General features: G+C 43.6%; 12 protein-coding genes and 1 tRNA gene. 6 read left to right on the forward strand and 7 right to left on the reverse strand.

Annotated elements, in window-relative coordinates:
• The first annotated feature begins 2 nt into the window (after positions 1-2).
• The 3 genes from E1163_RS27495 (at position 3) to E1163_RS27505 (ending at position 1,445) form a co-directional block, all read left to right on the forward strand.
• Complete coding sequence (locus E1163_RS27495; RefSeq protein ID WP_343033988.1) at positions 3-356, forward strand: VOC family protein; 354 nt, start codon at positions 3-5, stop codon at positions 354-356.
• Between the two features lie 72 nt (positions 357-428).
• Positions 429-569, forward strand: coding sequence for a hypothetical protein (locus E1163_RS27500; RefSeq protein ID WP_155176504.1), 141 nt, complete (start codon positions 429-431; stop codon positions 567-569).
• Positions 570-848: 279 nt separating this feature from the next.
• Complete coding sequence (locus E1163_RS27505) at positions 849-1,445, forward strand: hypothetical protein (RefSeq protein WP_155176506.1); 597 nt, start codon at positions 849-851, stop codon at positions 1,443-1,445.
• 59 nt (positions 1,446-1,504) lie between these two features.
• Here E1163_RS27505 and E1163_RS27510 read toward each other — a convergent pair whose 3' ends face one another.
• From E1163_RS27510 to E1163_RS27540, 7 genes are all read right to left on the reverse strand, one after another.
• Entirely contained in the window at positions 1,505-1,951 is a 447-nt protein-coding gene (locus E1163_RS27510) for a universal stress protein (protein ID WP_155176508.1), read from the reverse strand.
• A gap of 32 nt (positions 1,952-1,983) precedes the next feature.
• Entirely contained in the window at positions 1,984-4,185 is a 2,202-nt protein-coding gene (locus E1163_RS27515; protein WP_155176511.1) for a molybdopterin cofactor-binding domain-containing protein, read from the reverse strand.
• Positions 4,186-4,219: 34 nt separating this feature from the next.
• Complete coding sequence (locus tag E1163_RS27520; RefSeq protein ID WP_155176513.1) at positions 4,220-4,678, reverse strand: (2Fe-2S)-binding protein; 459 nt, start codon at positions 4,676-4,678, stop codon at positions 4,220-4,222.
• A gap of 240 nt (positions 4,679-4,918) precedes the next feature.
• Entirely contained in the window at positions 4,919-5,701 is a 783-nt protein-coding gene (locus tag E1163_RS27525) for an ATP-binding protein (protein ID WP_155176515.1), read from the reverse strand.
• A 274-nt stretch (positions 5,702-5,975) separates the two neighbouring features.
• Positions 5,976-7,043, reverse strand: coding sequence for a hypothetical protein (locus E1163_RS27530; protein ID WP_155176517.1), 1,068 nt, complete (start codon positions 7,041-7,043; stop codon positions 5,976-5,978).
• Between the two features lie 336 nt (positions 7,044-7,379).
• Complete coding sequence (locus E1163_RS27535) at positions 7,380-8,390, reverse strand: App1 family protein phosphatidate phosphatase (RefSeq protein ID WP_155176519.1); 1,011 nt, start codon at positions 8,388-8,390, stop codon at positions 7,380-7,382.
• Between the two features lie 73 nt (positions 8,391-8,463).
• On the reverse strand, positions 8,464-10,185 hold the full coding sequence (locus tag E1163_RS27540) for a WCX domain-containing protein (RefSeq protein WP_155176521.1): 1,722 nt from the start codon (positions 10,183-10,185) through the stop codon (positions 8,464-8,466).
• Positions 10,186-10,604: 419 nt separating this feature from the next.
• Between E1163_RS27540 and E1163_RS27545 the strand changes: the two genes are divergently transcribed.
• The 3 genes from E1163_RS27545 (at position 10,605) to E1163_RS27555 (ending at position 13,379) form a co-directional block, all read left to right on the forward strand.
• A tRNA-Pro gene (locus E1163_RS27545) sits at positions 10,605-10,676 on the forward strand.
• A 987-nt stretch (positions 10,677-11,663) separates the two neighbouring features.
• Positions 11,664-12,770 carry a slipin family protein gene (locus E1163_RS27550; RefSeq protein ID WP_246223942.1) on the forward strand — a complete coding sequence of 369 codons (1,107 nt, stop codon included), beginning with the start codon at positions 11,664-11,666 and terminating at the stop codon, positions 12,768-12,770.
• Positions 12,771-12,842: 72 nt separating this feature from the next.
• Positions 12,843-13,379, forward strand: a complete 537-nt coding sequence (locus E1163_RS27555) for a 3'-5' exonuclease (RefSeq protein ID WP_155176523.1) — start codon at positions 12,843-12,845, stop codon at positions 13,377-13,379.
• Positions 13,380-13,516: the final 137 nt, after the last annotated feature.

The raw sequence follows: 13,516 nt of genomic DNA on the forward strand, positions 1-13,516 counted from the left end.
TGGTGCAATGGTATACTAAACATCTTGGCCTTAAAGTAGTGAGCCAGCGAATGGAGGCTCCTTTTACCGCTTTTTTGGCGGATGACAGTGGAAGGGTAATGGTTGAGATATATAAAAACCCTGCTGATGAAATACCACCTTACCGAACCATGAATCCTTTGCTTTTGCACCTGGCTTTTGTATCTGAATCGCCGGATGTTGATAAAGATAATTTGCTGGAAGCCGGGGCGACATTAGTTGCCGAAGATCGTTTGGAGGATGGTTCCCATCTGGTTATGATGCGTGATCCCTGGGGATTGGCAATACAATTTTGTAAAAGGGCAAAGGCTATGCTGTTGGATAAAGAGCCTGGTTAAAAGCGAAACTCTACACTGGCTTTCATTAAAAATAAAACACACCAAAAGACTTTTAAAACAGGGATATTATTAGTGTCAATAGGTTGTTCTGCAATATTTATACCCTGGACTATTGTAAGGGCGTGGTTAACTCCCGTGCCGGATACCACTCAGGAACAGTTGGATCATGCCTTGGATTATAACCTGGATGGTATTATAGTTTATGTAGACTAAGAAGGCCGTTCATCCGAGTTTTATGCAGCCGGCTTACAAAATAAGGGAAAATAAGATACCAATTGATCCTCAGGCATTCTTCAAGATTGCCAGCATCAGTAAGTTGTATATTGACTGTATCAGAAGTTATTTATGATAATATTGTAGAGATTTTGAGTAGATAAATTTATTGGACAAAGAAATTATAAATGCTTAACTCACTTTCCTTTTGCAATAAAAATATTTTAAGTTATATTTATTGATTATTTTATATTTATTATCGTATAAATTCGTTTTCAAATGATTAAGAAAGCAGTGCTGATGGTTTTGCTATACCACTTTACGGCGATTACCATTACCAGTTGCACATGCCCGGATGATGTTTTGCCGTTCTACGATTTTAAAACGGTTAAGTTATCATACCCCCTGGGAACGGAGGTATATGATAGCAGCTTTTTTGTTATAGAGATAGCCATGGATAGCATCGATTTTTTAGCTTCTGAGACCAAATTCAATGGTCTCGGTGGGCTTATAAGTTCTGCTCAGGCTACTTCTTGTCCCGACGATGGCGAGGATGGTAGAAAATATGAAATAGTTAATGTGGAAATAGTCAGTAATCAGGACTGGGATGAAGTTCATCTGGCGGGCTCTTCTTTAAAAGATTTGGCTTACTATGGGAATTGGGATTCTCAAGCTCAAAAATACACTTATGAAGAGCCATTTTCTGAAAAGCTGAAACACAAATTCTGGACAAATGTTTTTGTTCATTTTAACTCTCATATGATCCTGAAATTCCCTAGGCCATCAAAAAGTCCTGACCAAATACTAACCATTAAATTTACTAAAGCAAACGGAGAAGTTGTGAAGGTTGATAGTGAAGAAATCCGATGGCTCTAGATGCTGATCAAATAACTTTAATATCTGGAATTACCGGTTAAAGTTGCAGTAAACATTTCTTAATCCACATCAGGCAAAGGAATGATCATCATAGGGATGCTGTGCTTTTTAACCATATCTATTGTTGTGCTTCCCACAAACATCTCGTATAAAAGGCCATGCTTGTGGCTCCCCATGACCAGCAGGTCAATTTGTAATTTACTGATTTCCTCTTCCAGCATTTCAACCGTTGGGCCTTGTATGAGCAGGGCATCAGCAGTGATGGATTTAATTTCAAACCTGTCGAGGTAGGAGTGTAGCTCTTTGTGCTCTTTTCTTAACTCTTCAGCCCTGCTGTTGCGTATATAGGTAGGCCCCACTCCATAGCCCACAAAATCGGGATCTGGTGCGGCTATATGAACGATCCATACCCTGGACTGGAACTTCTCTGCCAGCATAATAGCATAATCCATTAGGATGTGGTCAGTTGGTTTGATATCCACGGCAAGCAACAGGTTCTTCATCATTGGGTACTATTTAAATTTTGTGCGTATATCGTTTAACTTACTACTTTCTCTTTGTTCATGTGATCAGCAAAAGGCTGACTTGATACCCTTGTGCCTGTAGCTGAATAAATGGCATTAGCCAGGGCCGCAGCAACAGGGGGTAAGGAAGGCTCGCCCAAACCTGTTGGGTCTATGCCGTTCTGGACAAAGAAGGTCTCTATCTCAAGCGGAGCCTCATTCATCCTGAGCAATTTATAGTTATTGAAGTTGCTTTGATCAGGTTCTCCTCCTTTGAAAGTCATAGCGCTATACATGGCATGGCCAACTCCATCGATAATGCCGCCTTCCACCTGGTTGAGGGCACCTTCCGGGTTTACCACTATGCCGCAGTCTATAGCACACCAGATTTTTTGTATCACCGGAGTGTCATCTTTCATAATTAAATCCACTACCTGCGCTACATAAGAGTTGTGGCAGTAGTAAGCGGATACACCTCGGCTTACACCAGGTTTATCGGTACCCCATCCGGATTTTTCTCTGACCAGTTTGAGTACACCTGCATACCTTTCAGGGTCATAGTCGTTTTCTGTGCCTACAGGGTTTGCTTTGGCTCTTTCAAACAGCTCCAGTCTAAAATCGATAGGATCTTTACCTGCGGTTTCAGCAATTTCATCTAAAAAAGACTGCTCGGCGAAAGCTATGAAGTTAGATGAAGGCGCCCGCCATGCACCGGTAGAAATATTTGACCCCAAAGAGTGGTTTTCTGCCAGATAATTGTCTACCGCACCTGCCGGAAACCGGTTGTTGAACACCGGGCTTCCGTTGATCCCGGCACCTCTTACCTTAAATCCGACCAGGTTATTATCTGCATCAAGGGCAGCCTGATATTTTACGGTATATGCCGGTCTGTAAGTGCCCTGGGTCATATCATCTTCACGGGTGTATACCAGTTTTACAGGCGCATTTAGCTTTTTGGATATTACAGCGGCCTCAACGGCGAAGTTTCCATAGAGCCGGCGCCCAAAACCTCCGCCCATTCGGGTCATCATGATGGAGATCTTATCTTCTGGCAGGCTGAGTACCTCTACGAGTGTCTTTCGAAGGTATTCAGGAGTTTGAATTGGCCCTACAAGCTCGGCTTTATCTTCCGTAACCCAGGCAAAGAAGTTCATTGGCTCCATGGTGTTGTGGGCCAGGAAAGGTGCAGTGTATGTTCGCTCCAGTACTTTGGTAGCATTTTTAAAGGCCTGCTCAGGGGTACCATCTTTACGTGATGGCTCGGCGGGCGCCTTGTCCATCAAGTCGGCAAGGCCTGTCATGTAATCGGAAGTGCTTTCTCCGGGAGATACCCGTTCCCATTCTATTTTCAAGGCTTTTTTTGCTTTCATTACTTCCCAGGTACTGGTGCCGGCCACTACCACCAGTTCGGGGAAAGCATTGACATCTGACCATTGCTTTTCAACACCATCGGGAAGTGAGTTGATAATAAATACATCCTTGATCCCAGGCATAGCCCTGGCTTCACTGTCGTCTACGCTCTTGGGCTTAAGGCCAAATGCCGGAGCATGTACTATCATGGCGGTGAGCATCCCTTCTTCGTAATGATCCAGCCCGAATAGAGGTTCTCCCTTAATTATTTTCGGGCCATCAACATTCTTTGTAGGTTGTCCTATTATTTTAAAATCTTTCGGGTCTTTCAACTGTACCTCCTGCGGCACTTCAATATTCGCGGCGGCTGAGGCTATTTCACCATAGCTGATCTGTTTGCCAGACTTGTGCTTTATTACACCTCCTTCGGTGGTAAGCTCGCCAACCGGCACATTCCACTGCTTTGCTGCAGCTTCCAGAAGCATGCGTCTGGCGGTTGCCCCGGCCATTCTCAAACTTTGCCATCCCTGACGTATGGATTGACTTCCTCCGGCCAACTGTCTGGTGTACTTCTGGGTGTCAAGCCCTGCCTGCTCTACTACTACGTTCTTCCAGTCCACATCCAGCTCTTCGGCTACTATCATGGGCATGGAGGTTTTTACATTCTGGCCTATTTCAGGGTTGGGGGACATGATGGTGACTATACCGTTGTCACCAATTTTGAGAAATGCATTGATATTAAACCACTCTTCCGGCATTTGTGCCAACTGCTTTTCCGATGGTGTGCAGGACACCAGCCAGTTGAAACCCAAAATAATTCCGCCACCTGCTGCTGCAGATACTTTTAAGAATGATCGTCTGTTATAATTGGTTTTGATAAGCGTCATGGGAATGTTGTTTTTTGATTATAAGTAACCGGGATCAACTTTTGGATGATGCAGTTTTGATGGCTGCTTTTATGCGTACGTAGGTGCCGCATCTGCAGATATTTCCTGACATTGCAGCATCTATCTCTTCATCCGTAGGACGAGGTGTTTGCTTTAAAAGTGATGCTGCGCTCATCATTTGCCCACTCTGGCAATAGCCGCACTGGGGCACGTCATGTTCAAGCCAGGCCAGTTGCACCGGGTGGTCCTGATTTTCCGATAAACCTTCGATCGTGGTTATGGAGGTGTTGCCTGCTGCTGATACAGGTATCAGGCATGATCGTGTGGCAACTCCATCAAAGTGAATGGTACAGGCTCCGCATTGGCCGATGCCACAGCCAAACTTGGTGCCTAATAGCTTCAAATGATCCCGTAATACCCACAATAGCGGTGTATCCGGGGCCACATCTACGTGATGGGGCTTTCCGTTGATATTTAAAGTGTATTCTGCCATGATTCCTTTAATTTAGCTTAATTAGCACACTTTAGCCAGTCTTTTCCTGTGGTTTTCTGCTTAAATATATTATAGGAAAAAGTAAAACCCTTACGGTCAATATCTTGGTTGAACGGCGCTTTGGCCGTTCGTAATTCGCAATACATAATTTACTATTCACAATTCATAGTTCGCAGTTAATGGACTTGTAAAACTATGAAGCTATGAACCTGAACTGTAGACTGAAAAGTGTATCGAAGATCATTTTTCTTCCATGTGGTTGTTAAGGATCTGGCTCATTTCTTTTAAGACCTTGTCCAGTTCTCCAGCGTTGGATTTGAGCTCTTCAAAGTAGTAAAGTCTTCTGTTCTCATCATCGAGGTCTTCATATTTTGTTAAATTAACCAACCCCAGTATACGGGCCAGCGGACTCCTTACTTTGTGAGAGTTGAGGAATGCATACCTGATCATCGTTTCATTGTGTCTTTCGATCTTCTTAGTGCTGGCTTGTAGTAATGTTTCCAACTGGTCTTTTACCGCGGATAGGGCAGCGCGTTGCTCCTGTAGTTTTTGCTCATATTTGAGGTGCTCAGATTTAAACATGGCGTAGCCGATGTAAATAAGTACAGTGCTTATGATAATATTTAAATAATAGGGTAGTATCTGCCGGGTTTCGAAAGGTAACACCGGGTCGACATAGTCATAGAGGAACTTTACCGTAATGAAAGAGGCAAGGCTAAAGATGAAAAGAGAAAGGTAATACCTTTTTTTATCAAAGAACAGGATGGGTGTCAGGGCAGTAGCCAGGTAGAAGAAGTCAAAACCGCCGTTAGGGCCATGGTACAGACTACCGTAAGCCTGTACGGAAATAGCAAATACAAAAAAAATGTATCGGGTGACCGTAAAGTATCCTCTCAGATGGAAGTGGAGCATTGTTGAAAAAATAACAATTTCGCTCATACAAATCCAAAAAGGCAGTACCTCGCCCAGGCTGATCAGGAAAATGCCCATGAGGAATACAATAACGATCGCGAGGACCAGCATAATGTTAAATATCCTGTAAATCCGGTTATCCTTAAAGGGGAGCGACCTGTGATATAACACTTTGCGAATTAGTTCCTCACGTCCCTTCATGTAGTATAGACAAAAGATGTGAAAAACAATATACAAATATTATTAATTATTTTACACCATGATTTTTCGAAATCTAAAATATTCGGGAGCAAACCTGATTGATCATGAGCCAGAAATCAACAGGTGTAGCTATGATTATGCCATCGGATTACGCCAAATTCATAGGTTAATAATTAATGAAAGGTCAATCTGTTATTTCAGAGTTTGTTACCGCAATATCCGTATCTGCATGCATAGAAATATCAGGATATACCGGATACCACGAGCCACCTATATTATTTCGGATGGTGGACTGGTCGATGACGATGTTGCCCGTATGGTTGTTGCTGACGAAGAAAATAGCGGCTCCATAGGCATTGACCTCATTTTGTTCGATTAATGATCCGAATATGCTGAGTGTCATATGATTACCATCATTATATATTGCTCCTCCGCTACCACCACCAGGAGTGCCTGCTTCGGCCGGATTGCCACCATTGCCTACAGCAGTGTTGTGAGAGAATAAAGAATTGATAATGGTCCAAGAAACACCAATACTACTGATAGCACCACCATTGGAGCCTGAGTTTCCATATCCTTCAGCGCCGCCGAATGTGCTATTGACGATATAAACTGGCTGATCCTGAAACTGATCAAACACCCTTATGGCTCCTCCTCCGAGATCCGGGCCTGTAGAAGCGCAGATGTTATTGAAGAAACGGCAGTTAACCACTTTCAAACGGCCTCCTCTTGCCCAAATAGCGCCACCGCCTGAATACTCTATTTCTGAAACAGAATTACCATCAGCGAAAGTTATATTTTGTACGGTTAGCCGTGGATGGTCCTGATCCTGGCAATGGGAGGTGGTCCAGTTCAGATCCTGATCGCAGGTGTTCATATAAAGTATCCTTCTTACCCCGCCGCCACTCAAGGTCACGAGGCCACCGCCATCTATTACCACCTCATCACTGGCATCATTGAATATTCTGGCCGTTTCAGGTAAAGTTATGGTTATAGGTTCTGAACCACAGTCGAAGATAATTTTTCCTCCTTTGGCAATGGCATCTACCACCAACTGCCCGGTACAGCTTTCAGGGGTACCATTACCTATTACCTGATCTGGTGTGGAAACATCCTCAGGTGTCGCTATAGCAGGGATAGGATAGGAGGCTCCAGGGTTGCCAGCGGGTGGGCCATCAGCCGGATTGGCCAGTGGGTTATGGACAGGTGTTTTCCCAGACTCATCATCACTGCATGAAATGAGTCCTGCCATAATAAACACATAGAATAATACTTTACGCCAATTTATAGACAAGAGAGTTGGGGCGAAGCTTATTTGCATAATGGAAGATAGCACCAAATGGGGGAATTGCAAAAAAAACTCACTTTGAGAAAGTTTACAGTTCATTATTCACTGTTCACCCGACCAATTCATTTATTTACCATTTACTGGTTCACTGTTTGCCGAACCAGAACACTCCTATAATGCCCTCCATGGATAGTTAATGTCCGTTAAAATATTTAAAAAAACATCTCGTTCACTGATCACTCTGACGATAATGAAAGATCACTTCGGTCTCCGGTCTTCCGACTTCTGACCTGTCACCGATTACCGAATAAAACCATTCTCCCTCGCGTGTTCAATCGCCTCCTGGTTTTCCCGGACCAGCATGACCTTAATATCCGTGTTGGCTTCAATCATGTTTTCAACCCTTTTGATTAGTGACTGCTTTTTTACGGCACGAATGTAAATAGCCTTGATCTGTTTCGGGAAAGTCCGTGCTATTTTGAGGTAGATATCTGCATCTATTTCGGCGGCATCACCAATCAGTATGAAAGGGATGGACGGGTAGGTTTCCAGAATGTGCTTTACCTTCAGATACTTATTTCCTTCCATAAATGATTTTTTGCGCGGCCAGCTTATTCCAATATCCCGGAGCAATACAGGGCCTGTCGGGAAATCATATTTTTTAAGGAATGCGCAAAGGTAGTTATGAATATTCCATGGGCTGTTGGATAGGTAGAAAAAGGGATTGGTTGCATAGCCGGATCTTCCTCTGTGCAGCAGCTTATAAAACTCCTGGGCACCTTCAAGCGGCATACGGTTGTGACTATGCCTCATCAATGAGTTGACGAGAAGCCTCCATTTCAGCGTTGAAGAAACTCCTGTTTGGATAACAGTATCATCAAGGTCACTGATCACGCCAAACTCAGCATTGGGAGAAGGCTTCATGACCTGGGAAGTGGTCTGATATATGATTTCGGAACCTTCCATAAGCTGGTAGGTTACAGGTATCCAAAGAGTTTCGTCATGGCTTAGTGGCTCGTTCAGAGCTTCGTCCAGGTAGACGTACCCTTCCTTATCGGAAATGAGTACTTTCTCCTGATCACCCCATTTAGCTTTCACCTTCATGCCTTTTTTCTCGTCAGATTCAAACCTTTTAAACGAATTGTAAAGGTTTCTTAAAGCAGAGTCTGTTTCAGAGTGCCTTATGCCTTCGTCTTCAAGCACCCTGGCTTGTGCATGTATCACCTGGTCACTGGCATAGCCTCCATAAGGCATTACAATCACGGGGTCATTCCATTTTAAACGCTTGGATATGTATTTGAATACGGGCATATATATAATTGAAACGGTAAAAGTAACAAAATTTGGTATTGCTTAAACCCAAAAAGATATTTTACCTAACCACCTACTTCTCAGCCCATTCCAGTCCATCTGGCAGCTCCATGGAGTTAAATTCCAGGTGGATTACCCGTCTGTTCTTGTTATTGGTAGTTTTAGATGAGGCATGCAGAAGCAGCGGCTTCATAAGTTGTATACCTCCTGACATCACCTCAATGGTTGAGGCAATACCATTTCCGGTAATGAGGCCCACTTCCTCATCATTAAGGATTTTATTGTGCGAACCTGTCATTACCTTTAAAGCACCGTTTTCCTCTGTAGTATCATCAAGGTGTATACGGACGGTGACCGTATTTCGTAATATTTCTTCCGGCGGAACTACGCCGTAATGATCTTCCTTTTTAGTCCAGCCGCTAAACCCCTCAGTTTCCTTTTTTTCAAGCACATTGATGGTCTTGTCCTGATGCCAGGTTACATACCAGTTAGACTGGGCAGGTTTGTTGAAGAAAAGTGCTTTGGTCAGAAATAGGTTGCCGTCAATATTTGATAGTATGGTTTTCATATTCCTGTTAAGCAAGAATACCCTTAACTCAGGAATTTTGCTGAGCAGCCCTCTGATGGCATATACTTGTTGATTGTCAAAAGGGTTGGCTGATCTGTAATGATGCAGGAGCGAGCCCATTTTGGAGATTTCCTTGCGGGTGTAGACATGATTAACAGTAACTGTACCTTTAGCTTCCAGCTTTTTGCCAAAATGCTTAACCCTGCTTTTATTTAATTCTGTACTGTACAGGTCAATGGCATGAGCAAGCCGTTCTTTTATTCTTGACCGTAACCTGGAAGGTGACAGCACCTTTACATAATCGCCAAAGCCCAGTATCTCCCTTTCCAACTCAAAATTGTGCTGGACACGCAGGGAAATAACAATACCCTCATCATTCTTCTCAACCAATTGCTGGCTATGGTGAATAGGCTTGGTCAGTACATAAGGTGCATTGGAATGGTTGATCAACAGCTTTATTTCCTGTGGTTCTTCGCCGTTATTCACACTTACGCCAACCACATCTTTAAAGAAATTTGAAATGCTGGCCTCATCAAAGGAGATACAAGGCTGGTCTGACTCTTTGATATCTTCGATTCTATCCAGCGCCAGCAGCAAGAAAGGGTCTTTGCTTTTCTTTTTGCCCAATACAAACCAGCGGTTCCTGAACTCTTTAAGCAATGCCGGATTAAATACAAAAGTATTAGAGGTTCGCGCCTTAAATGATTGGTAAGTCAGTTCAATACATTTTTTACTGATGATCGCCTGGTACAAAGGATCAATATGCTCCAGCCCTTTCAGGTTTTCATTCTTTTCAATATCAATGACAGGCCGCTCCTTGGTCTTCGAAACATGTATTTTATCTTCCAGCTTCTGCACCATACCGCTCAACTCCTGAAAATGGGTGAAGCCCTTAAACTGCTTGAGGATGTCTACTACCTCTGTGAGCTTCCCCAGGTCCTGATCGGTCAACGGAATGTTTGTAATAGTGTAATCAGGATCTTCATAGGTGTAATACTTCTTATCCTTAACAATAATAGGTGCGTGATAACCAAGTTTGTCGCTACGCATCATTTGAATATCCATCTGCACCGTTCTGCGGCTCACACCTTTGTCTATACCCTCATATTCATACAGTGCATCTGAGCATGCCTCAATCAAGTCATCAAGCGTCCAGAGCCTGTACCTGTTCCTAAGGCAGTTATCTATGGTTTTATAGCGAATTAGCGCGTTTCTGTTTACCGGCATAGTTTATTTTTTTGTTTTATAGCCTCAGCTAAAGTTTTTCTAAGGCCATTCTATCTCTTTATAAAAGGCTGCTTACTTTTCTGTGCGTATGACCTCACCCTGCAAAGGCCTGTGGGGTAGCATTGGCCAGAATGCCCTATCCGTAGCGGTGAGGGAGTTGTGACATTGTTTTTAATAAGGTCTCAAATTGCTATCCCATATTATGAATTATTCTCCTCAGGAGAATAATTTCCCCCTTCTCCTTGAGGAGAAGCGCCGGGAATGAGGTGCCCTAAAAATAATTTCACAAAAAAGTAAAAAAAATATTTGCTGCGCAAAAAGATTGCGCACTACCCCTTCAACTTTGAACTATCAATAACGCACAAGGACACTACGAACATGTGCGAGCTGCCCCCCGGCAAATGGCCGGGGGATTTAAACTGGGAAGATAACGGTGGTAGTTTGCCTGCCTTGGACGCAGGAGGTTGCAGGTTCGAATCCTGCTTCTCAGACTTTGAAAATTTAGAAAGGGGGTGCGCCGACGATGGAGAGTCGGGTCCCGATAGCGATCGGGATAAATCTAATGCTTAGTGCTGAGCAGGTTCGAATCCTGCCATCCTCACAAACTCTCTCTAGCATAAAAGGAAGTGCTGCGGTAAAAGTTATGGACGTGACCGTGTATTATCCGGATAACGCCGTTTAGGACACGCACTTAAATGGACAGAATTTGCAGAAGCACCGAAAAACCACTCAGAGAAGTTGAGTAGGGAAGCGCATTTATAGCCGGATGAGTCCCTCGGGAAGTCCCGGTTCGAATCCGGGGAGAGAGGCAACGGTTACCCAAGAGGTAATGACAAGTTCTTTAAATGATTAAAATATTGTTCCTGGCTTGTCAGGAACTCAAGACCTTCCCCTAAAGGGAAGCACGAAGAAGACAGAAGGCGAGAGACCTGATGAGAGTTTCTGTATGGCTCCGTAGTATCCTGAGGTAAAAATCGGGATATGCTGCTCCTCCTGATGTTGTTTTTCACACGCTTGATGTCGAGGGTTCGAATCCCTCTTCCGGGTAATGCCGGAATAACTCAGTTGGTTAGAGTACAAGCCCTTTGTAATGTGGGTTCGAATCCCACTCTCAACTTTATTTGAGATAGTGTAATGGATAACACGCCGGATTCCAGTTCCGTATGAAGACGCCAACTTCTAAAAATGGCTCTATTAAAAAAGCAGAAGAAGTCAGGCCTGCAAAATGGCAGCTTCGGCACCATGGCGCGGTTCTGATGATGTTTCGAAATCATGAGGATACCGTTTGATATGGATCCACTGCTTTTCTTGAAGTTGACCTTAAGTATGTGAAGTCCTTTTCTGGGCGGATCAGAAAGAGCGTTCTCTTGAAGAAAACCATGAGGTTCGGCTCAAACTCAATGATGATTCCACATAGGAAGAATGGCCTGGCTTTGAATGCTTTTTTGTTTTGAATTATGAATAACTAAATGTATAAAATGATGAAAAGGATCAGAATTAATGCTGGTAAAATTGGATTGGTCTTCAAAAATGATGATTACAAAAGAGTAATTACAGAAGGTAATTACTGGCTATACCCATTTGAAACTGTGGTGCAGTATGATATGTCCAGACCGTTCTATCCTGCCATCGAGCTTAACTTGCTTTTGCGGGATGAGGCATTGGCCAAACACCTGCAAATAGTGGAAGTTAAGGATAATGAAATAGCCTTGCAGTACGAGGATATGAACTTTAAAGGTGTATTGACCCCCGGTAAATATGCCTTCTGGAAGGGTGTGGTGGCATATTCCTTCGTAAAGGCTGACTTAAGCAAAATCGAGATTACCGAGGCTATAGATTTGCTGGCGATCAAGCGAAAAGAGCTTGTGCCATTTGTAAGGGTTTGCAAGGTGGAGTCTTTCGAGAACGCAGTACTTTTCGTTGACAACAAGGCTGAAAAAATCCTTGGTCCGGGAGAATACTACTTTTGGAAAAATGCCAAAGAAGTAGCAGTTTCAAGGGTAGACCTGAGACAATCGCAATTGGAAGTTTCCGGTCAGGAGATCTTGACCAAAGATAAGGCTGCCCTGAGGGTGAATTTTTATGCTCAGTATAAAGTAACCGATGTTACCAAAGCTGTAGTTGACAATAAGGACTTTCAGAAGCAATTATATGTTTTCATGCAGTTTGCATTAAGGGAGTTTATTGGCACATTGACTTTGGATGAATTGCTGGAAAGCAAAGAAACCATTAGCCAATATGTGATGAATTCTTTGAAGGCAAAGGCCGAAGATCTGGGTGTAGAGATCAAAGGTTGCGGTGTGAGGGATATCATATTGCCTGGTGATATGAAGGAGATCATGAACCAGGTATTGATCGCTCAAAAGAAAGCACAGGCCAATGTGATCACCAGAAGAGAAGAAACGGCGTCAACCAGAAGCTTGCTGAATACCGCCAAGCTTATGGAGGAAAACGAGATGCTATTCAAGCTCAAAGAGATGGAATACGTCGAGAAGATAGCCGAGAAAATAGGCGAGATCACCGTATCCGGAAACGGCCAGGTGCTTGACCAGTTGAGAGGTATCTTTGCGCCGGGAGCAAAATAGAGACTAAAATGTAAGGTGCCTTTAGTTGCGCTAATCAGCGACTACAGGCACCTTTTCTTAAATAAGAAGAAAATGAATTATATAATATTTGATCTGGAATCAACCTGTTGGAAAGAGAAGTCAGGCCGGATCAGGGAAATAATAGAAATTGGAGCTGTTAAAATAGACAGTGCTCAAAACATCGTATCAGAGTTTGATGCCTTCGTAAAACCGATCATTAACCCCCGCCTTTCAGATTTTTGCCAGGAACTGACATCTATACAGCAGAATGATATTGATAAAGCCAGGCCTTTTCCTCAAGTTATTAGCGATTTTCAGACATGGATTGATATTGAAGCACCCTATGTACTTTGCTCATGGGGCTTCTATGACAGGACGCAGTTGAAAGCAGACTGTTCCCTGCACGGTGTAGACGCAAGTTGGGTCAATGCCCATATCAGCCTAAAACACCAATTCGCAGAAATAAAGAAGCTCCGCAGACCTGTAGGCATGAAAGCCGCTCTGAAGCACGAAGGATTTGAGCTATCAGGAACCCACCATCGAGGTATCGATGATGCACGAAATATTGCCAAGGTTTTTCAAAAGAATTTTCAGGGTTGGAAATTTTGAATTGCTTTGTTTTTGCGTGTGGAAGTAAGCTGTCTGGGGACAGCTTGGGGGTCTCTCTCCTGTGTCTGTCCCCAGACAGACACCTCTCCCTTGGTCTGTGCCCCTTCTCCCGTGTCAGTCCCCTGACAGACACTAGC

Origin of the sequence: Fulvivirga kasyanovii (assembly GCF_009711405.1) — a bacterium.
Lineage (GTDB): Bacteria > Bacteroidota > Bacteroidia > Cytophagales > Cyclobacteriaceae > Fulvivirga > Fulvivirga kasyanovii.

Bases quoted from the DNA above. Each gene is read 5' to 3' on its own strand.
- E1163_RS27555 (WP_155176523.1), top strand. From the start codon at position 12,843: ATGAATTATATAATATTTGATCTGGAATCAACCTGTTGGAAAGAGAAG.
- E1163_RS27540 (WP_155176521.1), bottom strand. From the start codon at position 10,185: ATGCCGGTAAACAGAAACGCGCTAATTCGCTATAAAACCATAGATAAC.
- E1163_RS27505 (WP_155176506.1), top strand. From the start codon at position 849: ATGATTAAGAAAGCAGTGCTGATGGTTTTGCTATACCACTTTACGGCG.
- E1163_RS27550 (WP_246223942.1), top strand. From the start codon at position 11,664: ATGATGAAAAGGATCAGAATTAATGCTGGTAAAATTGGATTGGTCTTC.
- E1163_RS27525 (WP_155176515.1), bottom strand. From the start codon at position 5,701: ATGCTGGTCCTCGCGATCGTTATTGTATTCCTCATGGGCATTTTCCTG.
- E1163_RS27510 (WP_155176508.1), bottom strand. From the start codon at position 1,951: ATGATGAAGAACCTGTTGCTTGCCGTGGATATCAAACCAACTGACCAC.
- E1163_RS27530 (WP_155176517.1), bottom strand. From the start codon at position 7,043: ATGGCAGGACTCATTTCATGCAGTGATGATGAGTCTGGGAAAACACCT.
- E1163_RS27515 (WP_155176511.1), bottom strand. From the start codon at position 4,185: ATGACGCTTATCAAAACCAATTATAACAGACGATCATTCTTAAAAGTA.
- E1163_RS27535 (WP_155176519.1), bottom strand. From the start codon at position 8,390: ATGCCCGTATTCAAATACATATCCAAGCGTTTAAAATGGAATGACCCC.
- E1163_RS27520 (WP_155176513.1), bottom strand. From the start codon at position 4,678: ATGGCAGAATACACTTTAAATATCAACGGAAAGCCCCATCACGTAGAT.